Source organism: Pseudomonas sp. RIT-PI-r (assembly GCF_001297015.1).
Taxonomy (GTDB): domain Bacteria; phylum Pseudomonadota; class Gammaproteobacteria; order Pseudomonadales; family Pseudomonadaceae; genus Aquipseudomonas.
In genome coordinates this window covers 59,553-82,079 of the sequence record NZ_LIGE01000042.1, presented here as the reverse complement: position 1 = coordinate 82,079, position 22,527 = coordinate 59,553, and the positions used below count along the sequence as shown (strand labels likewise).

25 protein-coding genes are annotated in these 22,527 nt (G+C 61.7%); 4 read left to right on the top strand and 21 right to left on the bottom strand.

Going from position 1 to position 22,527, the window contains the following annotated elements:
- Nucleotides 1–3 precede the first annotated feature (3 nt).
- Nucleotides 4–669: a CoA transferase subunit B gene (locus tag AK821_RS25485; protein WP_064392655.1), complete on the top strand. Its 666-nt coding sequence runs from the start codon at nt 4–6 to the stop codon at nt 667–669.
- A gap of 11 nt (nt 670–680) precedes the next feature.
- Complete coding sequence (locus AK821_RS25480) at nt 681–1,862, top strand: acetyl-CoA C-acetyltransferase (protein ID WP_064392653.1); 1,182 nt, start codon at nt 681–683, stop codon at nt 1,860–1,862.
- A gap of 224 nt (nt 1,863–2,086) precedes the next feature.
- On the opposite strand, the gene AK821_RS25475 is transcribed toward AK821_RS25480, so the two are convergent.
- Nucleotides 2,087–3,406 carry an Nramp family divalent metal transporter gene (locus AK821_RS25475; RefSeq protein ID WP_064392651.1) on the bottom strand — a complete coding sequence of 440 codons (1,320 nt, stop codon included), beginning with the start codon at nt 3,404–3,406 and terminating at the stop codon, nt 2,087–2,089.
- A gap of 72 nt (nt 3,407–3,478) precedes the next feature.
- Entirely contained in the window at nt 3,479–4,015 is a 537-nt protein-coding gene (locus AK821_RS25470) for a chalcone isomerase family protein (RefSeq protein WP_064392650.1), read from the bottom strand.
- A gap of 146 nt (nt 4,016–4,161) precedes the next feature.
- On the opposite strand from AK821_RS25470, the gene AK821_RS25465 reads away from it, so the two are divergent.
- Together AK821_RS25465 and AK821_RS25460 are read left to right on the top strand one after the other, a co-directional pair.
- Nucleotides 4,162–4,938: a hypothetical protein gene (locus tag AK821_RS25465; protein ID WP_064392648.1), complete on the top strand. Its 777-nt coding sequence runs from the start codon at nt 4,162–4,164 to the stop codon at nt 4,936–4,938.
- 80 nt (nt 4,939–5,018) lie between these two features.
- A complete protein-coding gene (locus tag AK821_RS25460; protein ID WP_064392647.1) occupies nt 5,019–5,582 on the top strand; it encodes a hypothetical protein in 564 nt (187 codons plus the stop codon).
- On the opposite strand, the gene AK821_RS25455 is transcribed toward AK821_RS25460, so the two are convergent.
- From AK821_RS25455 to AK821_RS25365, 19 genes are all read right to left on the bottom strand, one after another.
- Nucleotides 5,572–6,288, bottom strand: coding sequence for an alpha/beta hydrolase (locus AK821_RS25455; RefSeq protein WP_064392645.1), 717 nt, complete (start codon nt 6,286–6,288; stop codon nt 5,572–5,574). The genes AK821_RS25460 and AK821_RS25455 overlap by 11 nt on opposite strands.
- An 824-nt stretch (nt 6,289–7,112) precedes the next feature.
- A complete protein-coding gene (locus AK821_RS25450; protein ID WP_064392643.1) occupies nt 7,113–7,973 on the bottom strand; it encodes a CsgG/HfaB family protein in 861 nt (286 codons plus the stop codon).
- Between the two features lie 28 nt (nt 7,974–8,001).
- Nucleotides 8,002–8,433 (bottom strand): curli assembly protein CsgF, encoded by a 432-nt coding sequence (locus tag AK821_RS25445; RefSeq protein ID WP_064392641.1) that lies wholly within the window; start codon nt 8,431–8,433, stop codon nt 8,002–8,004.
- Nucleotides 8,430–8,822, bottom strand: coding sequence for a curli production assembly/transport protein CsgE (gene csgE, locus AK821_RS25440; protein ID WP_064392640.1), 393 nt, complete (start codon nt 8,820–8,822; stop codon nt 8,430–8,432). Before csgE ends, AK821_RS25445 begins: the two co-directional genes overlap by 4 nt.
- Entirely contained in the window at nt 8,819–9,370 is a 552-nt protein-coding gene (locus tag AK821_RS25435) for a type II secretion system protein (RefSeq protein ID WP_064392637.1), read from the bottom strand. Before AK821_RS25435 ends, csgE begins: the two co-directional genes overlap by 4 nt.
- Nucleotides 9,345–9,719, bottom strand: a complete 375-nt coding sequence (locus tag AK821_RS25430; protein ID WP_064392635.1) for a type II secretion system protein — start codon at nt 9,717–9,719, stop codon at nt 9,345–9,347. Before AK821_RS25430 ends, AK821_RS25435 begins: the two co-directional genes overlap by 26 nt.
- Before the next feature lie 5 nt (nt 9,720–9,724).
- Nucleotides 9,725–10,198, bottom strand: coding sequence for a type II secretion system protein (locus tag AK821_RS25425; protein ID WP_007919393.1), 474 nt, complete (start codon nt 10,196–10,198; stop codon nt 9,725–9,727).
- Nucleotides 10,199–10,200: 2 nt separating this feature from the next.
- Entirely contained in the window at nt 10,201–12,048 is a 1,848-nt protein-coding gene (locus tag AK821_RS25420; protein ID WP_064392633.1) for a secretin N-terminal domain-containing protein, read from the bottom strand.
- The gene (locus tag AK821_RS25415; protein WP_064392631.1) at nt 12,045–12,557 is read right to left on the bottom strand and encodes a hypothetical protein; all 513 of its coding nucleotides are present in this window, start codon (nt 12,555–12,557) and stop codon (nt 12,045–12,047) included. The genes AK821_RS25420 and AK821_RS25415 overlap by 4 nt, the downstream gene beginning before the upstream one ends.
- Entirely contained in the window at nt 12,557–13,105 is a 549-nt protein-coding gene (locus tag AK821_RS25410; RefSeq protein ID WP_064392629.1) for a GspMb/PilO family protein, read from the bottom strand. Before AK821_RS25410 ends, AK821_RS25415 begins: the two co-directional genes overlap by 1 nt.
- The gene (locus AK821_RS25405) at nt 13,092–13,637 is read right to left on the bottom strand and encodes a PilN domain-containing protein (protein WP_064392628.1); all 546 of its coding nucleotides are present in this window, start codon (nt 13,635–13,637) and stop codon (nt 13,092–13,094) included. The genes AK821_RS25410 and AK821_RS25405 overlap by 14 nt, the downstream gene beginning before the upstream one ends.
- 1 nt (nt 13,638) lies before the next feature.
- Entirely contained in the window at nt 13,639–14,442 is an 804-nt protein-coding gene (locus AK821_RS25400; RefSeq protein ID WP_064392625.1) for a hypothetical protein, read from the bottom strand.
- Nucleotides 14,423–16,129 carry a GspE/PulE family protein gene (locus AK821_RS25395; protein ID WP_064392624.1) on the bottom strand — a complete coding sequence of 569 codons (1,707 nt, stop codon included), beginning with the start codon at nt 16,127–16,129 and terminating at the stop codon, nt 14,423–14,425. The genes AK821_RS25400 and AK821_RS25395 overlap by 20 nt, the downstream gene beginning before the upstream one ends.
- Nucleotides 16,130–16,210: 81 nt before the next feature.
- The gene (locus tag AK821_RS25390) at nt 16,211–16,741 is read right to left on the bottom strand and encodes a response regulator (RefSeq protein WP_064392623.1); all 531 of its coding nucleotides are present in this window, start codon (nt 16,739–16,741) and stop codon (nt 16,211–16,213) included.
- Between the two features lie 219 nt (nt 16,742–16,960).
- A complete protein-coding gene (locus AK821_RS25385) occupies nt 16,961–17,722 on the bottom strand; it encodes a peptidylprolyl isomerase (RefSeq protein WP_064392621.1) in 762 nt (253 codons plus the stop codon).
- A 15-nt stretch (nt 17,723–17,737) separates the two neighbouring features.
- Nucleotides 17,738–19,288 carry an ABC transporter substrate-binding protein gene (locus AK821_RS25380; protein ID WP_064392619.1) on the bottom strand — a complete coding sequence of 517 codons (1,551 nt, stop codon included), beginning with the start codon at nt 19,286–19,288 and terminating at the stop codon, nt 17,738–17,740.
- A gap of 9 nt (nt 19,289–19,297) precedes the next feature.
- Complete coding sequence (locus AK821_RS25375; RefSeq protein WP_064392617.1) at nt 19,298–19,918, bottom strand: SCO family protein; 621 nt, start codon at nt 19,916–19,918, stop codon at nt 19,298–19,300.
- Entirely contained in the window at nt 19,915–20,565 is a 651-nt protein-coding gene (locus AK821_RS25370; RefSeq protein WP_064392614.1) for an SCO family protein, read from the bottom strand. Before AK821_RS25370 ends, AK821_RS25375 begins: the two co-directional genes overlap by 4 nt.
- 14 nt (nt 20,566–20,579) lie before the next feature.
- Nucleotides 20,580–22,502 carry a YncE family protein gene (locus tag AK821_RS25365; RefSeq protein WP_064392613.1) on the bottom strand — a complete coding sequence of 641 codons (1,923 nt, stop codon included), beginning with the start codon at nt 22,500–22,502 and terminating at the stop codon, nt 20,580–20,582.
- Nucleotides 22,503–22,527 lie beyond the last annotated feature (25 nt).

Sequence of the window (22,527 nt, the reverse complement as noted above, 5' to 3'; positions counted from 1 at the left end):
AACATGGCACTTACCCGCGAACAAATGGCTCAGCGCGTCGCCCGCGAAATGCAGGACGGCTTTTATGTGAACCTTGGCATCGGCATTCCGACCCTGGTCGCCAACTACATTCCCGAAGGCATGGAAGTCATGCTGCAATCGGAAAACGGCCTGCTCGGCATGGGCCCGTTTCCGACTGAAGAGACCATCGACGCCGACATGATCAACGCCGGCAAACAGACTGTGACCGCGCGCATCGGCGCGTCGATTTTCAACTCCGCCGAATCCTTCGCGATGATCCGCGGTGGTCATGTCGACCTGACGGTGCTCGGCGCGTTCGAAGTCGACGTCGAGGGCAACATCGCTTCGTGGATGATCCCCGGCAAACTGGTCAAGGGCATGGGCGGCGCGATGGATCTGGTGGCTGGCGCCGACAACATCATCGTGATCATGACCCACGCATCCAAGGACGGTGAGTCCAAGCTGCTCGCCAAATGCAGCCTGCCGCTGACCGGCGCCGGTTGCATCAAGCGCGTGCTGACCGACCTCGCCTACCTGGAAATCGAAAATGGCGCTTTTGTCCTCAAGGAACGCGCACCTGGCGTCAGCGTCGAGGAAATCGTCGCCAAAACCGCTGGTAAACTGATCGTCCCGGATCACGTACCGGAAATGCAGTTCGCTGCCGAGTGAGGAATTCGAAAATGCAAGACGTCGTAATTGTTGCCGCCACGCGCACAGCGATCGGCAGTTTCCAGGGTTCCCTGGCCAGCGTGTCCGCTGTTGATCTGGGCGCGGCGGTGATCCGCCAGTTGCTCGAGCAGACCGGTCTGGACGGTGCGCAGGTTGATGAAGTGATCATGGGCCAGGTGTTGACCGCCGGTGCCGGCCAGAACCCGGCACGTCAGTCGGCAATCAAGGCTGGCCTGCCACACGCGGTGCCCGCGATGACCCTGAACAAGGTCTGCGGTTCAGGCCTCAAGGCTCTGCACCTGGGCGCACAGGCAATCCGTTGCGGCGATGCCGACGTGATCATCGCCGGCGGTCAGGAAAACATGAGCCTGTCCAACTATGTGATGCCGGGCGCACGCACCGGTCTGCGCATGGGCCACGCGCAAATCGTCGACACCATGATCAGCGATGGCCTGTGGGATGCGTTCAACGATTACCACATGGGCATTACCGCCGAGAATCTGGCCGACAAGTACGAGATCAGTCGCGAACAGCAGGACGCTTTTGCTGCCGCTTCCCAGCAGAAAGCCGCCGCTGCCATTGAGGCCGGTCGCTTTGTCGATGAAATTACGCCGATCCTGATCCCGCAGCGCAAAGGCGATCCGGTCGCGTTCAAGGTCGACGAGCAGCCACGTGGCGACACGACGGCGCAATCGCTGGCGAAACTGCGTGCAGCGTTCAAGAAGGACGGCAGCGTCCCCGCTGGCAACGCTTCGTCGCTGAACGACGGCGCCGCCGCAGTCATCCTGATGAGCGCAGAAAAAGCCAAAGCCTTGGGTTTGCCAGTGCTGGCGAAAATCGCCGCTTACGCCAACGCCGGCGTTGACCCGGCGATCATGGGCATCGGCCCGGTGTCGGCCACCCGCCGCTGCCTCGACAAGGCTGGCTGGAACATCGACCAGCTCGACCTGATCGAAGCCAACGAAGCCTTCGCTGCACAATCGCTGGCGGTGGCCAAGGATCTGCAATGGGATCTGGACAAGGTCAACGTCAATGGCGGCGCCATCGCCCTCGGTCACCCGATCGGTGCATCGGGTTGCCGCGTACTGGTGACCCTGCTGCATGAAATGATCAAGCGAGATGCGAAAAAGGGTCTAGCGACTCTGTGCATTGGCGGCGGTCAGGGTGTGGCGCTGGCGCTGGAACGCGTTTAAATATCGAGTTCAACGGCAGACGGCGGATCCACGACATCCGCTGGTTGCTGGCAACAAAAACCCGGTGCAGCTTGCGTTGCACCGGGTGTTTTTTGTCTGTTCGAAATATTTGTTGAATGTTTTGACGCCATCGCGAGCAGGCTCACTCCTACAAGGGATTTGTGAACCCGATCCTGTAGGAGTGAGCCTGCTCGCGATGGGGCCAGCCCAGACACCGCAAAAACTCAGCCAGCCCATTGCAAAATCAACCAGGCATTCGCCCCGCTGATCACCACAAACAACCCCCACGCCAACACCCGCGTCGGCCAGCGATTCACGAACGGCCCCATCAGCTTGTGGTCATTGGTCATGCGAATCAGCGGGTACAACGCAAACGGCAGCTGCAAACTCAACACCCCCTGGCTCAGCACCAGCAACTTGCCCACCGCGTTATCGCCCATCAGCCACACGCCGATGAACGCCGGAATCAGCGCCAGCCCACGGGTGATCAGGCGCCGCTGCCAGCACGGAATCCGCAGGTTGAGATAACCCTCCATGATCACCTGGCCGGCGATGGTGCCGGTGAAGGTTGAACTCTGCCCCGAAGCGAGCAACGCCACGCCGAACAGCACGCTGGCCAATGCCCCGCCGACCAGCGGATCAAGCAAGTGATAGGCGTCCTGGATATCGACTACGTCGGTATGCCCCGACTGATGAAACGCCGCTGCCGCGAGAATCAGGATCGCCGCGTTGACCAGCAGCGCCAACGCCAGCGAACCGATGGTGTCGATGCGCGCGAGTTTCACCGCGTCCTGCTTGCTGGCCAGATCCTTGCCGATCATGCGCGTCTGCACAATCGAGGTGTGCAGGTAGAGGTTATGCGGCATCACCGTCGCGCCGAGAATGCCGATGGCCAGGTACAACGGCGCAGCATCGCTGATCGCCGACAACGAGGGTTTGAAGCCGCTGAACACGTCCGGCCAATACGGCTTGATCAGCACCAGTTCAACGAAGAAACACACGCCGATGGTGGCGACCAGCACCAGCATGATTGCCTCCAGTCGGCGGAAGCCCCGGTTCTGCAGAGCCAGCACCAGTAACGTGTCGAACGCCGTCAGGGCAATGCCGAAGGTCAGCGAGCAACCGAGCAACAAGTGAAACGCCAGCGCACAGCCGAGTACTTCGGCAAGGTCGGTGGCGATGATCGAGATCTCCGCCAACACCCACTGCAAACGTGCGGTCGGCGTGCTGTAGCGCTCGCGCGACAGTTGCGCCAGATCGCGCCCAGTGGCGATGCCCAGGCGCGAACACAGGCATTGCACGACCATGCCCGCCAGACTCGCCAGCAACACCACGAACAACAGGCTGTAGCCAAATCGCGAACCGGCCTCGATGGCGGTTGCCCAGTTGCCCGGGTCCATGTAGCCGATCGACACCAGCAATCCTGGGCCGGCGAAACGCAGCACGCGTTTGAAGAACGAGGCATTCGGATCCACCGCGACGCTGCCGGCCACTTCCGGCGGGCAAAACGGCGCGGTGGCGATTTTGGGCAAACTGAATTTCACGCACACATCCTGAAACAAGTCGGAAAGATGCAGCTTAGACGTTTCAGTTGCTGCCTTGAAGCGCAAAAGAATCTATCGACTGACACCCAACAACTGCTCACGCAACTCGGGACTGCGCGTACGCGGATCCAGCCAGATATCGAAGAACGCCCGGGCAAACTGCGGATCATCGATTTCATGCTGCAACTGCTGACCGACAAAAAACCGCGCACCCTGACCTGGCAGATACACCCCGGTAATCCGCGTGCCGGCCTGCACATCAATGAACGATTGCTGCATCTGGATCTGCCAGCCGGCCAATTGCACGGGGCTGACATTGGCGCCGCCCAAACGCCTGATTTCGTCGACGCTGGCCTTGACCAGATCCTCGCGGGAGATGCTGCGGCGGTAGATCAGCTCCAGGGCAAACGGCTGACCGTCAGCCAAAGGCCGGGCGGCGCTCCACAATCGCGCGTTGTACACATCGAATCCGAATACGCTGAAATCGCCGGTGCCGATGATCTGCGCACCTGGCACCGCGTCTTGCCAGTTGGCCCAGGTCGGTGTCAGCAACAGCGCCCACAAACCGATGCCGCAACAACCTCGTAACACTTTTGGCGCTCTGTTCATGGCGGTATCGACTCCTGCAAGCTCTGATAGTCAGAGCATAGTCGGCTATTGCAACGCGGATGTTGTATACAAAATACGCACACATTTGCAGCAATCTCTGATCGGCAGTGCTAACGTGGCCGTCACCACCTGACGGAGCCCCCTGCGTGCTGATCCTCAAACTGCTGTTGATTCCCGGTTTTCTGCTGCTGATTTCCCTCGCGGGCAAGCGTTGGGGGCCAAGCGTGGCCGGTTGGCTGTCCGGGTTGCCGGTGGTGGTCGGGCCGATTCTGTTTTTCCTCGCCATTGAGCAGGGGCCGGCGTTTGCCGCTCACTCAGCGGTGGCGGCGTTATCGGCGATGTTCGCGATGATTGCCTTCTGCATCACCTATGCGCAGGTCGCACAGCGCGCGAACTGGCCGTGGGCGCTGACGATTTCGCTGGCGGTCTGGGGCGTACTGGCGTTGCTGTTGTCGCTCGTTCCCGCGTCGTTGCCGTTCTCTGTGGCGGCGGCCGCGATTGCTCTGCTTTCGTCGCCTTACCTGTTTCCTAAGGTACAGCCAGTGCTCAACGGCCCGGCGCCGAAGTCGGACAAACTGATCTGGCGGATGATCGCCGGCGCCGCGCTGACGCTGGTGGTGACGATGCTGGCCAGTACCGTCGGCGAGCGCTGGAGCGGTCTGCTCGCGGTGTTCCCGGTGCTCGGCAGCGTGATGGCGGTGTTTTCCCAGCAAACCCGTGGCCCGGCGTTTACTGCCGTGCTGTTACGGGCAACCGCGACGGGGATGTATTCGTTTTCGGCGTTCTGCCTGGTGGCGGCATTGACCTTGCCCACCCTGGGACTGAGCGGATTCGCGGTCGGCGTGGCGGTCTCCGTGGCCATGCTCGGCGTGACCCGCCAATTGCTGGTCCGGCCGGTGGCGAAACAGCAGCAGGCACAGTAACCCTGACGAACCGCGCTGGAGTGACAGCACGCTGCGTGGGATGATCGCCCACCTAGCGCGTCCATCCCTCGGAGATTCGAATGTCATTGTTGAGCAAGAAAGCCGTCATCATGTTGCTGGCGGCCGTCGCCGGTCTCGGCGCCATCAACGCTCAGGCGGCCAAAGCCAAGGAAAAAGCCACGACCGAGCAAGTCTCGCTGCTCGGCGGCAAGTTCACTTTCACTCTGCCTAAAGGCTTCGTGGCTGATCCGTTACCGGCCAGCCCCGGCGGCGCCACCGGCACGATGTACACCAACGAGTCCACCAAAACCGTGGTCATCGCCGCCGAAAACCAGATTCCTGAAGGCCAGAACGTCAAGGACAATGACGGCGAATTTCTCGACGGCAGCGTCTCGAGCTTCATCGAAGACCAACGCAAAGCCTTGCCGGATTTCAACAAGCTCACGGAGAAAAGTCTGACCCAGAAAGGCACCGGCCTCGGTTTGCGTCAAGTCGACAGCACCGCCACCCAAGGCGGCGGCCAGACCCTCAACACCACGCTGCTGGCCGGCTCCGGCACGAAAATGGCGCTGGTTCAGGTGATCTCACGCGCCAGCGACAAGAAAGGTCACGATGCCCTGGTAAAAACCATCCTCAAGGATTGAGCTGCTGCAACCAGCCATTCAAATCCCGCAGCTCGGCCGCAGTGATGCTGTGGCCGACACCTGGATAGGCATGGAATTGCGGTGTGTAAGCCAGCTTCTCCAGCAACGCCTTGGCCTCGGTACCGTCGTGGTACGGCACGCGATCATCGGCGGTACCATGGCCGATGAAGATGTTCAGCGGCAGCGGTTGTTGCTCGGCCTTGAGCTGGGCTTTCAACACCGGCAACAAACGCCCGCTCAACGCCGCGATGCCGCCCACGGCCAGCGGCGGTCGCAGCCCCACTTCGTAGGTCATCATCGCGCCCTGGCTGAAGCCGATCAGGTACACCTTGTCCGGCCTGGCGTGATATTTCTTCGCGGCTTGCGCAATGAAGTCGCGCAGCTTCTGCCCGCTGGCCTTTAAATCATCCGTCTCACCGTTGTAAGCGCCCTCACCCTTCTTGCGAAACCACTGATAGCGATCCTCGCCCAACGACAGCGGCGCCTGCACCGACAAGTAGTTGTACTGCGCCGGGAGCTGGAACTTCATCCCGATCAGATCCGCTTCGTTACTGCCGTAGCCGTGCAGGAAAATCACCAACGGACGCGGCTCCGCGTCCGGATGAACCTGCTCGAGGTACTTCAATGGGAGATCGGATTGCAGCGTGGTTTGCGCCTGGACGGCGCTGGACACCAGCAGCGTCAGTAGAGCGAACACCTTCAACATAAGCCTTCCTTCACAGAATGCAGGGATTGGGGGGGAGCCTAACATTCCGGGGTGGAGATCCAAATGTTTGGGGAAGTTGGGGTCGTCATTGCTGGCGGGCCAGCACCCACCGAGAAAGGTATACATGCGAGGGATTGGTTGGCTGTCACACCGCCTTTCGCGAGCAAGCTTTGCTCCTACAAACGCAAGACCAAAAGATCGCAGCCTCCGGCAGCTCCTACATGAAATTCGCGGCGCAGCCGCCCCACTCGCAGGATGAGCGCAAGCTCGGCTGCAGCTCTTGATCTTGATCCACGAGCGACGTCGGCAGGCTGAGCGCAGGGATTGATCCGGGGGTGGGAGCGCAGCGACCGTTTGGCGCAGCCAAACACAGCGAGAGGAGGTGCAGCGCAGCAAACCGTAGGCGCTGCGCCCGGATCGATCCCGGAGCGAAGGAACCCCGAGCCTTAGCGAGCGGGCCGAACGTAGGAGCAAGCGTTTTTTTGCTTACTTTTTTTTGGCGCTTGTAAAAACAGTGAGTCGCCGTAAGGGCGAAACCCTAAGCAGCCGTTGCCGCAGGAATGGATATGTACTCAGCCAGCCAGAAAATCATCGCCAGCAGGCTGGCTCCCACAATTGGAACTGGGTACATCCGCCAGAGATTGGTCGGCTATAAGGCCGCCATCGCTGGCAAGCCAGCTCCCACAAGGATTCTGGTACATCCGCAATAGCAACTGTGTCTGAGAGATAGCTATCGCGAGCAGGCTCACTCCTACAGGTTTAAACCGGTTTCGACCGAGAGAGCCTGGTCGGCTATCAGGCCGCCAAGCTCAACAGCAAAAACCTCACTCAGCATCCGGATCAATCTTGTTCTGGGTCAAATACCGATTCAACACATCATCCTGCCCAGGCACAGAACTGTCCCCCGCCACCTGCCACAAATGCCGCTCAATCCCCTGCGCCACCATATGCCCCACCGCCGCCTCAATCGCCGACAGAACACAAAGCTGCGCCGGCTCGTTCGTGGTGTACCCAACCTCAGCCTCAAGCAACTTCTTGAACTCGATGAACTTGAAAATCCCCGCGCTGCGCGCCACCGAATAAATCGTCTTGCTGGTCATCACATTCGCCAGCACCTGCCCACTGCGCACATCCACCGCACGCAAGTTGACGGTCACCTGATCCACCCGATACTCACGCTGCAAATCAATCCCCAGATACCGCGCCCCTTCCCCACCGCTGCGCACATTGGTGTCATAGGCGATGATCCCGCCTTCGAGCATCATGTTCGCCGCCTGCAACGGTGGCAGCTCACCCTGAATGTTCACCGGCGTATTCGGCTTCTTCTGCGAGGCGCGAATGATCTTGCGTTCGGTCAACAGGTTCTGCAGCCCTTCCCGTTCCAGCACGACAAACCAGCCACTGGCCTGCATCGCGTCCATCAGCATCGACGCCGCGCCTTGGGTCACGCTGGTGGAAAACGAACTCGCCGGCGTCGGCTTGTACTGCCCGGTCTGGTCACGGAAGCCGTATACCACCGCCATCAACCGGCCCTTGGGTCGCGGCATCTTCAGCAAGTCGTAATAAGTCGAAGCCCTGGGGGTCAGGGTCGGGGTTTCGGTGTCCTGCTCGGCCGACATCGGCTCACGCAGACTGCACCCTTGTAATGTCGCCAACAGCAGCCCTAACGCGATGATCTTTTTCATGTCCGTTCTCCCCGGAACCGTCAGCCCGTCATGGGTTGAGGCCGTTCACCTGAATTTCCGAAACCTCACCGCTCGCTCGATCGGTCACTTCAATGCTCAGTGCCCCGGAGTCGTCGATGACGTTGACGATAAAAGAGTCGGTGGACAGGCTCCCCGTGTTGCCGGTGGAGATGTTGTCCAGCAACTGCCCTAGCAGCCGCGATTGCAATTGACTGGTGAAGCGCTCCAGTGCCGATGTCCCGGCCACCGCCGAACGGCTCTGGATGTCCGGATCGTCGTGATCGTTTTGCGCCTGAGCGTTGTTGAGCAACCAGGTGCCGTTGAGCGGGTTGCCGCCGAACGACGGATTGACCGGTGTGTAGACCAGTTCAGTGGCCTGGACAGCGGCAGCGCTGGCGAGCCCGATCAACAACCCCGAGATCCAGAATCCGCTGCGCCGTGAGAACGTTGTGCTGTTCATAGTTCGTCCTTCTCAAGGTCGGTGGTGTCCTGCAACAGAGCCTCCAGCTTGCGCTGGACAACCTGGCGTCGAACCCAGTCGGCGGCCGCGTAGGCCTCGTCCTTCAGTTCCACGGTATTCGGCGGCAGGAAGCGCCGATAAACCAGGCGTTGCTGATATTCCACGGTCACCAGGCTGCCCCAACGCGCGTCGGGCCGCTCGCGCACCACCAGGTTGAAATCCATCGGGCTGGTGTCGCGCAGGCGTTCACTGAACGAGTAGTAAAAGTCGTGACCAATGTGCGAGATCGTGTCATCGACGATGAAGCCCATCATTTCGTCTTCTTCACCGCCATGGGCGCAGCACGCCGCCACGGTGAGAATCAGCGCGCACCACCAGTGGCGAGTCATGGCTGCAACGCCTGGGGCAAATTCGACTGGCCTTTGGCCGGGCCCCCGCTACTAGTGCCAGTGCCGTCGAGAAAGGCTTTTTCTGCCACGAACTGCCAGTCCGAATAACGCTGCATGCCGTCGAAATCCGACCACTGCGTCGGGAAGTCCGCCTGCTTCAACGGCAGCTCGGTCGAGGGACTGTTGAGGCCGGTGATGCGGCCATCGAAACCGCGTTGCAGTGCCCACTCGCCCTGACCGATCGGGTCTGGATAGAGCTGCCGCAGATGATGTTTCGCCTCTGGAAAGCGCTGATCTTCAAGCAGGTCTGCCAACTCTTTCGGGTACTGAGCCAGCCCCGGCGAACTGCGGTAGTAGCTGCGCAGCGCCTGGGCGTATTGGGTGCCGACCCAGAGCAATTGGCGCTCACGGTCGCGGCGCGAAGCGGTCGACCACAACTCGCCGGCACTGGCCAGGCCCATGCCCATCACCGCAATCAGGAACAGCACGCCCAGATAGGTGAAACCACCCTGCTGCGCGCGGTTACCACTCGGAATACTGGCTGCCATCACGCGCCCTCCCGGTAGCACCGCTTTTGATGTCGGCCACGCCGCCCGCCACACCGTCCGGTGGCGCGATCAGCACCCACTGGTCTTTGCGCTCGGTGATCGGATCGAGTGGCGCGTTGCGCAGGTAACGTTGTTCGATCAGTTGTTCGATGGAATCCGGATAACGGCCGGTGTCGCCGTAGAAGTGATCCAGCGCCTCGCGCATCGCCGACAGGCTCTGGCGCAAGGTGGTTTCCTTCGACGCATCAAGGCTGTTGAAGTAGCGCGGCAGTGCGATGGTCATCAGCGTGGCGATGATCGCCATCACCACCATCAGCTCCAGCAAGGTAAAACCTTTTTCCCGGCGCATGAGGTTCACCACTCGCGGTAGGCGATGCCGTTGAGGCCCTTGCCCCGGGCGTGGGAATAGACGTCGAAAACGTCCTCGCCATCGCGCGGGTTCTGAGCCGAACTGTTGTAGGCGCGCACGCCCCAACCCCCTTCGTCATCACGTTTGGCCGGCACCAGCGGATCGCGCGGGATGCGGCGTAAAAAGTAGAACTTGGCGCCCTTCGCACTGCGCACATCGCGCACGCCTTCGACCAGCACTTGCAGGTTCGGCGGGTAGCCGCTGCTGTTCAGCGACTTCTCGATGTAACCGGCATCGAACGCACGTTTGTAGGCGTCGATGCCATCGCGAATCTGGTACAGCGCGTTGCGCAATTCCTGCTCCTTGCCACGCCGCACCAGGGTCTCGGTCAGCGGCGCGGCCATGCTCGCCAACAGACCGATCAGGGCCAGCGTCACCACGACTTCGATCAGGCTGAAACCGCGTTGGCAGGCGTTCATGATCAAGGCTTCTCGACGGTGACGCGGGTGGTGGCCACGGCCGATTCACCGACTGCACGCGGCTGCGCGGCGGGCGCCGGCATCACGTAGCTCTGCGAACGATCCGGTGCCTGGATGTGCATGCTGGTTTCGGTGCCGGTGGAGAACTCCATGTCCGACGGGCTCTGATACGGCAGGTTGCGCACGATCCGTGGCGTGATCGACAGCACCAGTTCCGATTTGCCGACGGTGTCCTTGTTGCTGCCGAACAGCCGGCCAATGCCAGGAATATCGCCGAGGCCCGGAATCTTGTTGCCGGTGGCGCCGTGGTCGTTGCGCATCAGGCCTGCGAGGATCTGCGTTTCGCCGTCGTGCAGGCGCAGCGAGGTTTGCGCGTTGCGGGTGTCGACTTGCACCGGAATCGTGCCCTGACGGGTCGGTTCCAGCGGCGTGGCGTTACTCACTTCGAGAGCAATCTTGATTGCCACTTCGTTGTTCAGGTGCACGGTTGGTTGCACTTCGAGCTTCAGACCGACGTCCAGATAAGTGACGCTCTCAGTGATCACCGGGCCTTGCGTCGACGGCACCGAAGTGGCGCTGATGATCGGTACGCGCTGACCGATGTGGATGCGTGCCTGCTCGCGGTTGCTCACACGAATCACCGGGCTGGCCAAGGTGTTGATGTCATTGTCCTGAGCGTTGATCTTGGCTTGCGGCGACGGCGAGATCGAAATCCGGCTGGAGTTGATGCCTTTCAGTTGATCAAGCAGGGTCACCGCCGAACCGTCGCTGTTGACCACGCCGAAGGTGTTCGGCCATTGCAGGCCAAGGTCGAGGATGCGCTGGGTGGCGACTTCCATCACTTCAACTTCAAGCACCACTTCCGGGTTGGACTGGTCTTGCGATTGCAGGAGTTTCTCGGCCATACGCACGGCGTCTTCGGTGTCGCGCATGGTCAGGGTGTTGAGGCGTTCGTCGACGAACACGTCGCGGGTCTTGAGCATGGTCTTGACCATGTTCAGCGCGGTGTTGGCGTCGATGCTGGTCAGGTAGAACGTGCGCATCACCAGTTCCTGGTAATCCTTCACTTTCTGCGGTGAGTCCGGGTAGATCAGCAAAGTGTTTTCGTTCACCACTTTCTGGTGCAGCTGGTTCTGTTGCAGCAGCAGGGTCACGGCGTCTTCGATGCGCACGTCACGCACGAAGATCGTCGCTTTCATGTCCGGGCGCAGGTCTTTGTCGAAGATGAAGTTCAGTCCGGCGACCTGCGACAGCACTTCGAAAATGGTCTTCAGGTTGGCGTCGCGAAACTCCAGGGTCACTGGCCGATCAAGCTTGGTGCGCAGTTGCGGATAGGCAATCACGTTGCGGCTCTGCACCAGACGGATATTGCCTTGCAGCTCCAGCGCGCCTTCGTTGTTGGGGTCGAGTTCGAGGATCTGTTTGACCTGGCGATCAGCGCCGTAGATGTCGCCACGACGCAGGTCGCCACGGGCCAATTCGAGTTTTTCGTCCATGCTGCGCAGGTAGTCGAGTTGGCGCAAGGCATCCTGAGCGCGGCGGTTGTTCGGCTCGATGGTCAGCGCGCGGTTGTAGGCCACCCGCGCCGAAGCGAAGTCGCGGCGCGAACGGTCGGTATCACCGGTCGTCAGCAACGCCGTGATCGCCTTGGCCCGACCGCTGTTGAGCAGCAAGTGCAGCTCGGTGTCCCGTGGGTTTTCGCGCAGGCCTTCTTCGATTCGGGCCAGCCCCGCCTCGTACTGACCCTGTTCAATCAGGTCGGCGGCTTCCTTGTTGGCCACTTGTGCAGAACTGCACGCGGCCAGCCCGGCACACAGGCCCAGGCTCATCAGCAAACGGCAACGGTTCATTGCGTACTCCCCACAGACAGGGTCTGCGACAAATGCAAGGGCAGGTAGACCAGACTCAGTTCCACATCGGAAATGCCGGTGATCTTCCAGGTGTCGTCGATCACATCCCCGTTGCGCACGACGTAGATCTTTTCGCCGTTCTGCAAAAACACTTGCAGGTCGCTGCGGTCATGCAGCCTGCCGACGAACTGAAACGGCACCGGTGGCAGGCTCGGGGCTTGCACCACTGTTGCTGGATTGATGGCCATTTCGGTGACCGTGGCCAGAATTGGCGCGGCCTTCCAGGATTTGGCCGCGAACAGGTCACCGGCCGGGCTCAGGTCCTTGATCGACGCATCCTTGGCCTTGGCGGTGCTGGCCGGCAGCGCGCCCCGGGTTTTCCCCGGCGTGGCGACGGCGACTTCATTCGAACCAGCGTCTTCGCTCGGCGAGAAATACTCCGGCAACCACGCCAGCGCGGCCGCTACGCCGAAGAACGCCAACCACCCTGTCACGCGCTTGGTATTCATCACGACCTCGACAGGTAAAGGGTCATACGGATCCGGCCATTGAGGTCGGTGTCGCCAATCTTCTTGCGTTGCAACTCGAGGTCTTCCACCACCACCGCTGGCAACTGACCGAGCAAGGCGTGCAGAAATCGGCGCAGTTGCGGGTAGCTGCCGCGCACTGGCAACAGGATCTGATAACGCGCCAGATGGGTTTTCGGATCGACGCCGAGTGCATATTCGCCGCGTGCCAGAGTGATGTGCTCCTGGGCTGCGAGAGCGTAGATGCGGTCGATGGCGACGGTGGCTTGCGGCTGCGCCGGCAGTTTGTTGCGGAAATCGTCGAGCTGACGTTGTGGCACTACGGGCGGCGCGATGCTGCCGTCTTCAACCTTGGCCAGGTATGCGGTGGCTTCCTGAGTCTGTTGGCTGAGGTGCTGCAACGATTGCCAGCCCGGCAACAAACCACCGAGTGCCCAAGCGGTTGCGACCAGCAGCAATGCCAGCCCGGCGAGGCCCGGAACGCCGAGGCCTTGCAGGTATTCGTGGACGATCAGTCTAGGGATTCGCATCGCCAATCTCCCAAGTCGCCGACAGGTTGAATTGCACCGGTTGTTCCGGCGATTTGACGACGATTTCGTGGCTGAGCAGCGACACGTCGGACAGTTCGTCGCTGGCTTCCAGACGTTTGTGGAAGTCGAGCATCGCTTGCAGATCCCGCGCTTCGGCGCTGATGCGCACCTGGCCTTTGCGCGCATCCGGGGTCAGGGTCAGCAGCGCGACGTCATCGCGCGGCATCGCTTCGAGCATGGCGAACAGGCGTTCCCACGGGCGGCGCAGTTGCTGCGAGACCTTGCGCATTTCGGCGAGGTTTGCCGCTTGCTCGCGGGTTTCCGCCGGGCTCAGGGTGGACTTGGCGCCGCTGTCACCGTTGAGCTGACGCTGGGTGGTTTGCAGGTGGCCTTGTTGCTGTTCGGTGTGCGCGTCGAGGTGCTGTTGCACGCCGAAGCACAGCAGCGCCAGCAGCACGCCGGCGCCGAACAGGCTCCAACCCAATGGGCCGGAACGTGGCCGTGGCTGAAAGTCGAGATTGAGCGCGCGCATGTCAGGCCACCGCCCGGGACATGACGTACAAGCCGTCACGCACGTTCATCGAGGCGTCTTCCAGGGTGCGCAGTTGCACACCCGCCACGTCCGGATGCGCATCGAGGCGCGCTGGTGCATGCAGATAAACGTTGAACGCGCGTTCGCTGGTCGAGGCTTGCAGCTGGCGTTCGCGACCGATCAGGGCATTCAACGCGGCATCGCTGTCGCTGCCACCGACCGAGCGCACACCGGCCCAGCGCCTTTCCCTCACCAGCAACAACACGCTGCGTTGCGGCTCGGCGACGACGAACAGAAAGTCGCCGGCATCCAGACTTTTGTCGAAGCGGTTGAACGCCGCCATCAGGTACGGTTGCACCGAGCGCAGGCGCAAACCGCGAGCGCTGACCAGTGTGCGCAAGCGTTCGAGCAAGTCTTGCGGCAAGGCGCTGGCAATGCGGTCGTAACCGGCAGGTTCGGCGGACAGCACCAGACTCCACGGCTGGGTCGGCGCGCCAAACAGGTCTTCGAAACACAGTTGGGCAAAGCCGCGCAGTTCCTCAGGGCTGCTGATCTGCGCGCTCCACGGCACCAGGCAGAAGCGGCTGAAGTGCCCGGAGATGACCACGCTCAATTCGGCCCCGGCGCGGGCGTGTTCACCGAGCAGGCGGTCGAGGGTGTCCAGCGCCACCGCGTAGCTCTGGAAGCCTTCGTCGATGTAACCGACGCTGCCCAGCCACAGGGTCTCGCTGCCACGCCGCTGACCGAGGCCAACACCGCTGGCGCCGAGCACGGCGACAAAACGCTCACGCGATAAAAGTGACACGATTGATCTCCTCCAGCGTGGTGCGACCTTGTTCCACCAGCTCCAGCGCCGACTCGCGCAACAGGCGCAAACCACGGGCGCAGGCCAGGGCTTTGATTTGGGTGATCGGTTGGCGCTCGACGATCATCTGACGCAGTTCGTCGTCGAGGTGCAGCAACTCGGCAATCGCCGTGCGCCCGCGATAACCGCTGCCCCGGCAGTGGCCGCAGCCTTTGCCGTGGACGAAGTGGTAGTGATCGACTTTCTGCGGATCGAGGCCCGAGGCGCGCAGTTCTTCATCGCTCGGGTTGACCGGCGCGCTGCAACTGGCGCACACCAAACGAATCAAGCGCTGGGCGAGAATCGCGTTGAGCGCCGAGACCAGGCTGTAGGGGTCGATTTCCATTTGGGTGAAGCGGCCGATCACGTCGAAAACGTTGTTGGCGTGGATGGTGGTGAACACCAGGTGACCGGTGAGCGCCGATTGCACGGCGATCTGTGCGGTGTCCGGGTCGCGGATTTCGCCGACCATGATTTTGTCCGGGTCGTGGCGCAGGATCGAGCGCAAGCCGCGGGCGAAGGTCAGGCCTTTTTTCTCGTTGACCGGGATTTGCAGCACCCCCGGCAACTGATATTCGACTGGGTCTTCGATGGTGATGATCTTGTCCACGCCGTGGTTGATCTCGGTGATCATCGCGTACAGCGTGGTGGTCTTGCCGCTGCCGGTCGGGCCCGTCACCAGGACCATGCCGTAGGGCTCGGCGGCGAGGCGGCGCAACTGGCGCAGGGTTTCGTCTTCAAAGCCCAGCGCCTGCAATTGCACACCGCAGACCTTGTCGGCCAGATCCTGTTTGTCGAGCACCCGCAGCACCGCGTCTTCGCCGAAGATGCTCGGCATGATCGACACGCGGAAGTCGATCTGCCGGCCACTGATGCCGATCTTGAAGCGACCGTCCTGCGGCACGCGTTTTTCGCCGATGTCCAGTTCAGCCATGACCTTGACCCGCGAGATCACCTGCTCGGAGAACTCCGCACCTTGGACTTTGCTGATGTTGTTGAGCACGCCGTCGATGCGATATTTGATCACCAGACCGTTGCCGGTGGTGCCGAGGTGGATGTCGCTGGCATGCATTTTCAGCGCGTCGTAGAGGGTCGAGTTGACCAGTTTCACCACGCTGCTGGCGTCTTCGCTGATGCTGGTCAGCGACAGGCTTTGCAGGGTGTCGATTTCGTTGTGGGTGTCGCCCTGGGCGTTGAGCGATTCGACGGCGTGGAAGCTTTCTTCGTGGCGGGCCAGATAGGCCTTGAGATCATCGGCGTGCACCAGATGCAGCGGCGCGCCGTGCAGGCAATCGTCGATCCAGGCCAGCCGCGCCGGGTCGAAGGGGTCGGCAAACACGCCGATGACTTCGTCGTTGTGGCGCAGCAGGATGAATTCACGTTTCAGGCATTGTGCGAGGGTGACGCGGTCGAACACCGGCGTCGCGGCAAACAGGCTGTCGGTGTCGAGCACCGGGTAATGCAGGGTCGCGCCGAGGGTGTGAATGAACGGCATCGGCGCCAGTTCACAGAGGACGCCGAGGGCTTCGAGAACACGTTCGCCGGAAGTGGCGGCCCGCGCCCGGGCCTGGGCAAGCTGTTCACTGGAAAAGCGTTCTGGCGCGCTTTCGGCCAACAGCGGTTCGACGACAACGGACAGACGTTCCATGGCTTGCTCTCCAACCGGGGCTTAGAGCCCTGTCGGCGCGGCAAACCTCGGCGGCAAGTGCCGGAACGTCTGTTCGCGCCATTACTCCCCGGTGAGCATTTGATCGTCGTCCGGCGCCATGGGTCGCGACTGCCGTCGCCGATCCGCCAACACCCAACTGCCATCGTACAACTGCAACGGGAAGCTCTCGGTCCTGCTCTGGCGTCGTTCGACGAAACCCTCGGAAGGGTTTGCACCGGGTTTCGCTTCGCGCTTGAAGCCCAGAAGGTCGCAGACAGCTCGGGCCAGTTCCGCCAAAGGAAACGGTTTGAACAGGATGTGGCTGACCCCCAGTTGCCGCGCCCGCTCACAGACTTCAGCGGTCGGGTGACCCGTTATCAGCACAAAATGGCACGTCCTGTTCTGGCGGACCGCGTCGAGCACCTCAAAGCCTTCCATATCGGGCAAGCGGTAATCGAACACCAGCACGTCGGGGGCAAAGGTTTCGGCCAGGCCGATCGCCGTCGCTCCGTCATGCGCAATCCGGACGTCCAGCCCCTGCGCCGACAGATAATCCTGTAGGTTCTGTGCAAGCAGCTGTTCGTCTTCGACAACCAGTACTTTGTTAACCAAGGTCGACTCCTTGAAACAGCAGGTCCGATGACCCCGCCCTGAGAGTGCGCCTTACCATCGGTAACGCACACTTCATGCCAGGCTGAGTGCCGGTAATTTTACGTCTTCATGTCCTTGAAATTAATGACAATGCCCGCTCGTCCCGGTACCCCGTTCCCCAGAAACGGGGAAGCACCTGAATGGGCATCGAAGCCATTCCCCACTATTGGGGGGGAACCTTCAGTCGTCGTCAATTCGTTCGATCCTGTTCTGCACCCGTAATTGCGCGAGCACTTGGCGACGAGCCTGGGTCTGTTGCTGTCGGGCGAGCTGTGCCCTGACTTTATCCAGCCCCTGCGAATCTGGGACATCGGCGGCCTCCAAGTGGTTCTGCAAATAAATCACATGCCAGCCGAACGGTGAACGCACGGGTTGGCTGGCGAATGTCGCCCCGCTGATGATCGAGGCGCGCATTTGCAACAAGCGTAGACGCGCTGCCGCGACTGTGGCTGCATCCGCTTGTGCGGGCACACGGATTATCAGGTGCCGGGGTTGCAAGGTATTGGCGCGGATCAGCTCGGCGAATGTCTGCTGCGCCGCCAGTTCGCGGCGGGTGTATTCGGTGAAAGACGCCTCGTCGAAACCGGCGTCCTGCAAGCGCCGGACGAATTTATCCGTGCCGCCGATAGCGCTGCGGGTTTGCTCGACTTGCGCAAGCACCGCTTGCTCGTCGATCTGCACCCCGCGTTTTTGCGACTCCTGCCACAGCAGTTCCTTGTCGATCAGCGTTTGCAGCGCCGCCTGGCGCAGCTGTTTGTAGGCCTTGGGATTGCGAATGCTCGCCACCGCGCGGCCCTGATCCTCAAGGTATTCGACGAAGAAGCGTTCAAAACGAAACCCGGAGATTTCTTCGCCATTGACCCGCGCCACGGCCGGTTCGTTATTGGCCCACGTCAACGGGAGCCAACAGGTCAGCAACAAGATCAGCATTCTGAGCTTCATGATCGGGCCCTCCGTTCAGGGGCTGGCAACAATCGGTTTATAGGGCGCGACCAGATAGAAGCGCTGATCGGGCAAATCCACGGTGACCACATGGGCGCCGCTCAAGCCCAAGCGGCGACCGGGGCCAAAGCTGAGGCGCGGGGTCAGGCCGGTGTCGAAGTCGTGCAGGCCTTCCAGCGCCGTCACCAGTTTTTCGCGGCTGGCGTCGCGGCCGGCCTGTTTCATGCCCTCGCTGAGCAGCAACATCGAGGCGTAGGCGCCGACTTGCAGCACCGCGTGTTGGGCGCCGAGACCCTGACCTTCGCGCAACAGCGTCAGGGCCATGCGCCCGGTCTGGGTCCAGTCGCTGGGCACGAACGGATAGGCGAGAAACACGCGCCGCGAGAACCCCTCCGGCACTTGCAGCAACTCACCAGCAACCTGGCTCGAAGCGGCGAACAGGTATGGCACCTGCCCGGCGTCTTGCAGGCGTGTGGCCAGACGCCCGAAACCACCACCAGTGCCCAGATAAAACACCGAACGCGAACCCAGTGGCAAAGCCTCTGCTGCCGGGTCGTAGGCTTGCAGAAGGACTTTCTGCCAGCCGTGATCCTGCAAGTATTCAGCGAGCGTGGTCGCCGCTTGCGCTTGCAACGGGTCATCGGGATAAGCAATCAGCGTCGGCCCTTGCAGCACGCGCAGGCTGGCCGTGGCGTAATCGGCCAGGGCGATCAGTTGCTCGCGCACGCCCGGCAACGGCTCGAAAATCTGCGGGCTGGCCTGCATCGAGCCGAGCGACGACAAGGCGCCAATCAGCGGTACGCCGGACTGTTCCAAGCGGCTCGCCAGTTCGCCGTCGAGGGCCGGCGCCAGCGGTGCTACCAACGCAAAAACCTGTTCCTGCTCGATCAACCGCTGCAATGCTTGCTCGGCACTGGCGCGATCCGGGCCGGGATCAACCACGGTCAGACGCAACTGCCGTCCATGAATGCCTCCGGCGTGATTGATCCGCGCCACGCTGCCGTTAAGTATTGCTGCGATGGTCATGCCCTCTTCCGCCAGCGGGCCCTGACTGGGCAACAACGTGCCCAGGTGCAGGGTCTCGGCATCGAGGCCGGGGTCGCGTTCGTCGGCCAGGCGTTTGAGGTACGCGGTGAGGTTGCGCTGATCCTTCATCGACAGCACAAAGCGCGGCATGCTCGGGTCGAGGCGATTGTCACCAGGGTCGCGGCCCTGCTCGATGACGGTGGCCAGACTGCTCTCGGTGTACGCCGGATAGCTGCGACCGTTGACCTGTCGCTGGTCGTAAGTGCTGGTCAGTCGCGCCCAGTTCAGCGGCGGCGGACGTACCCCGCCTTCGGGCCGACCGAGGCCATCGGCGCCGTGGCAATTGGCGCACGGCAAGCTGGTCGCTGGCAGTAACACGTCCGCCGCACCGACCCGCGCCATGATCGCTTCGCCGCTGGCGGAAAGGCCTTGGCGGTACAGGCGCTTGCCCGCCGCCTCTTCCGCAGTCAGCGGCGCAGCGCTCGCGCCAAGGCTGACGCCAGCGAGCAGGATCAGGGCGAGTACGCCGCGCAGGTTCATGGCGCGGGCTCAGCGGCCGGCCACGGGCATTGTCAGCAACTGCAAGCGCTGGGCAATGGCGGCAGCCGGGGCGTCGGGGCGGATTTTGCTCCAGCGTTTATTGGCGACATCGCCGACGATCAACTGCGTGGAGTGCTGCTCGGGCGTCGGCACGATCTGGCCGATACGGCTCAGCACCAGGTCCATCTGCGCTTTGTCGCCAGTAAGAAAAAGCCAATGAGGGTCATCGGAACCCTGCTTCAAGGTGTAAGCCTTGAGCACCGCCGGCGTGTCGCGCAGCGGGTCACTGGTAAGGGAAATGAAGGTAATGTCCTGCGCCTTGTCACCGAGCAGCTCGCGGACTTCCTTGAGCTTTTGGGTGATCAGCGGACAGGCATCGTTGCAACTGGTGAAGATCACGTTGAGCAGAACGATGCGGTTTTGCAGCGCGTCGCTGTAGAAGCGCAGGGTCTCGCCGTTCTGATCCTGCAACGGCGTGTCGGTGAACCAGGTGTTCGCGTCGTGGGTGCCTTTGGCCGGGGCGGCGGCCACAGCGGCTTGCGGCTCAGAGACGTGGCCTTCGTGGGCAAACGCCACGGTGCTGAAGATCCAGAAACATACGGTCAGGGAGATCCAGTCGAGCAGTCTCATGGCTGTTGCTCCATGGCGATGGCGGTGTGTTTGGCGTGGGTGCGCAGGCCACTGAGTTTCTCGACTTCCTTGGCCAGCAGCGCCGGGTCAGTGAAGCCGTAGTAGCGCATCCAGTGGCGGCTGTCGCCGTCGCCGACGAGGATCAGCGGTTGATGACTTTTCAGGTCGCCACTGAAACTGCCAAGGCCCTTGAGAGTTTCATTGATCGACTGCGGCGAGCCGGTCAGCCAGCTCCAGCCCGGCCCGCGCTGAAACGCGCGCGCATAATCCTGCAAGCGTTTCGGGTCGTCGCGTTGCGGGTCGATGCTGATCGAGACCAATTGCACTTCATCGCCGACGCGCGCGCCGAGCTGTTTCTGCACCTTGCCCATGATCGACGAGACCACCGGGCACACCGTGGTGCAACTGGTGTAGATAAAGCTCATGACGACGATTTTGCCCTGCACCAGGTCTTGTTCCAGGCGCACGGTTTTACCGTTTTGATCGAGCAGCGGCACGTTGGCGAATTTCACCTGGGCGTGTTCCTGAGTGCTGCTGGCCGGGGCTTTGTGTCCGGCGTGTTCGTCGGCCGAATGAGCGTGGACTTGTTGAATGCCGAGGCTCAACAGGCACAGGGTCAGCAGGCCAGTGGATGCAAATCGCTTCATGTCGAAACTCCTCTTCAACGGGCCTGGCCGGGGGCTACCCGAACACTGGCAAAGGTCTTGTCATCGAAACCGGCACCCAGCGAGGCCGCACGCACATGCAGGTACCAGGCGCCGCTGCGGTCGAGGCTGATCGGCGCTTCGTATACGCCGTCAGCGACTTCCAGCGCCGCCACTTCACGCGGGTGCGAGGTGGGTGCGAGGTAGTAGCGCAGTTGCACGTCTTTGACGCCGCTGCGCTGGGTCTTGTCTTTGCCTTGAACGATGCGAAAACGCACGACGTAGGGGTCGTTGAGCGCAACGGCCGTCTTGTCGAGAAGGAACTCGACCTTCGGCTGGCCGAGGTGTTTTTGCTGTTGTCCGTCGCTATCAATCTGCGCGGTGAAGCAGTGAATGATGTTCGGTTGATTGAGCAGGAACGCCACGTCGAAACGCCCCGCCGCCGGCAGTTTCACCCGCGCGCTGTACAGCCCCGGCGAAACCTCGCGCAGGCTGCGGTCGATGACCATGGCGGCGCGGGCGATCTGGCCACGGTTGGGGTAACCGGACATCGGCGCGTTCATGCCTTCGGCGTAAAAATAGGTGGTGTTGTCGACCGGGTTGACCACGAACACTGCGTTGTCGTCACGTGATACCGCGAGGCTTGAGGCCAGGGGCAGATCGCCGGCCAGGCGCGGCGCTTGCGGGCCGGCTTCGAAGCCCTGGCTGATCGGCTGGCGACCTTCGCCGAGGGACGACAGGTTGATCATGGTGACTTTTGGCGAGGCGAGTCCGCGAATGTAGGCGTAGGCCTGGGTGAACACCACTTGGTAGGGTTCGGCGCTGACGTCCAGATCATGGATCGCTGTGTTGGTCGCAGCGTCAATGACGCTGGCGCGGTTTTCCACGGTGTTCAGTACCACGCCAAAGCGGCCATCGGCGCTGAAGCCCATCGGGCCGAGGCCTTGTTGCAGTTTGATCACCCGGCGAATGGCATGGGTGCTGGCGTCGATCACGGTCACGTTGCCGTCCTTGCCATCGGCCACGTAGACCGCGCCGGACAGCGCAGAATAGGCGACTGACAATGGGTGGGAGCCGGTTTTGATCTGCTGGACGATGTTCAGAGTGGCAATGTCGATCACGCTGACGGTGCCGTCGTCGCGGTTGCTGACGAAGGCGAAGCGGCTGTCTTTGCTGAAGGTGATTTCGTGGTGGCCGCGACCGGTCTGTAAATGTTTGAGGGATTTGAGGCTTTGGGCGTCGATCACTGTGACGCCGGAGTCTTCGGTTTTGCTCGCGTTGTTGCCGACCCAGAGCAGGCGTTCATCGGGTTGCAGGGCCACGCGCACCGGTTGGCTGCCGGCCTTGACCGAATCGAGAACCTTGAATTGTTCGCTGTCGATGACGGCCACTTCGCCCGCTGTCGGCATCGAGACGAACACGCGTTTGTTGTCTTTGGGGGTGACCCAGTCCATCGGCGGTTGCTTGAGTTCGATCCGCGCGAGGGTGCTAGTGATGCCGCCCACTGACACCGACGGATCGACCACGGCGATGCTCGCGTCGCGGTTCATCACCAGCAGGAAATAGCTGTTCAGATCCAACAATGGCCGCGCGCCGATGTTGGACTTGAGGAACACGCCGACCCGGGCTTTGCAGCTCTGGTCACGGCCCTGGGCTTGATCGGCGGCGAGGGTCTGCGGATCGACCCAGGCACCCGGTGCCACGCCGGACAACGGCTGGCCGGAGGCGCTGTCAGTGACGTGGAACTGCACATCGGCGAATTCGCCTTCGCGCAGTTTGCCGTCGGCGGCCAGCGGCTTGAGGTTGAAATCCACCGCCACGCCGTCGCGGTTCAGCGTCTGCCCGCTGCCGGTTTGCGCCAAGGCAATTTCACTCAGCGACAGCACCGCCCCAGCCATGGCCAGCGAGCAAATACCGATGATGTTGATGATCCTGTTCATACCACCCTCCCCAAACGCTACCTGA

Excerpts from the sequence above, each read along its gene's own strand:
- AK821_RS25485 (WP_064392655.1), top strand. The coding sequence starts at position 4 with ATGGCACTTACCCGCGAACAAATGGCTCAGCGCGTCGCCCGCGAAATG.
- AK821_RS25480 (WP_064392653.1), top strand. The coding sequence starts at position 681 with ATGCAAGACGTCGTAATTGTTGCCGCCACGCGCACAGCGATCGGCAGT.
- AK821_RS25470 (WP_064392650.1), bottom strand. The coding sequence starts at position 4,015 with ATGAACAGAGCGCCAAAAGTGTTACGAGGTTGTTGCGGCATCGGTTTG.
- AK821_RS25460 (WP_064392647.1), top strand. The coding sequence starts at position 5,019 with ATGTCATTGTTGAGCAAGAAAGCCGTCATCATGTTGCTGGCGGCCGTC.
- AK821_RS25455 (WP_064392645.1), bottom strand. The coding sequence starts at position 6,288 with ATGTTGAAGGTGTTCGCTCTACTGACGCTGCTGGTGTCCAGCGCCGTC.
- AK821_RS25450 (WP_064392643.1), bottom strand. The coding sequence starts at position 7,973 with ATGAAAAAGATCATCGCGTTAGGGCTGCTGTTGGCGACATTACAAGGG.
- AK821_RS25445 (WP_064392641.1), bottom strand. The coding sequence starts at position 8,433 with ATGAACAGCACAACGTTCTCACGGCGCAGCGGATTCTGGATCTCGGGG.
- csgE (WP_064392640.1), bottom strand. The coding sequence starts at position 8,822 with ATGACTCGCCACTGGTGGTGCGCGCTGATTCTCACCGTGGCGGCGTGC.
- AK821_RS25435 (WP_064392637.1), bottom strand. The coding sequence starts at position 9,370 with ATGGCAGCCAGTATTCCGAGTGGTAACCGCGCGCAGCAGGGTGGTTTC.
- AK821_RS25430 (WP_064392635.1), bottom strand. The coding sequence starts at position 9,719 with ATGCGCCGGGAAAAAGGTTTTACCTTGCTGGAGCTGATGGTGGTGATG.
- AK821_RS25425 (WP_007919393.1), bottom strand. The coding sequence starts at position 10,198 with ATGAACGCCTGCCAACGCGGTTTCAGCCTGATCGAAGTCGTGGTGACG.
- AK821_RS25420 (WP_064392633.1), bottom strand. The coding sequence starts at position 12,048 with ATGAACCGTTGCCGTTTGCTGATGAGCCTGGGCCTGTGTGCCGGGCTG.
- AK821_RS25415 (WP_064392631.1), bottom strand. The coding sequence starts at position 12,557 with ATGAATACCAAGCGCGTGACAGGGTGGTTGGCGTTCTTCGGCGTAGCG.
- AK821_RS25410 (WP_064392629.1), bottom strand. The coding sequence starts at position 13,105 with ATGCGAATCCCTAGACTGATCGTCCACGAATACCTGCAAGGCCTCGGC.
- AK821_RS25405 (WP_064392628.1), bottom strand. The coding sequence starts at position 13,637 with ATGCGCGCGCTCAATCTCGACTTTCAGCCACGGCCACGTTCCGGCCCA.
- AK821_RS25395 (WP_064392624.1), bottom strand. The coding sequence starts at position 16,129 with ATGGAACGTCTGTCCGTTGTCGTCGAACCGCTGTTGGCCGAAAGCGCG.
- AK821_RS25385 (WP_064392621.1), bottom strand. The coding sequence starts at position 17,722 with ATGAAGCTCAGAATGCTGATCTTGTTGCTGACCTGTTGGCTCCCGTTG.
- AK821_RS25380 (WP_064392619.1), bottom strand. The coding sequence starts at position 19,288 with ATGAACCTGCGCGGCGTACTCGCCCTGATCCTGCTCGCTGGCGTCAGC.
- AK821_RS25375 (WP_064392617.1), bottom strand. The coding sequence starts at position 19,918 with ATGAGACTGCTCGACTGGATCTCCCTGACCGTATGTTTCTGGATCTTC.
- AK821_RS25370 (WP_064392614.1), bottom strand. The coding sequence starts at position 20,565 with ATGAAGCGATTTGCATCCACTGGCCTGCTGACCCTGTGCCTGTTGAGC.
- AK821_RS25365 (WP_064392613.1), bottom strand. The coding sequence starts at position 22,502 with ATGAACAGGATCATCAACATCATCGGTATTTGCTCGCTGGCCATGGCT.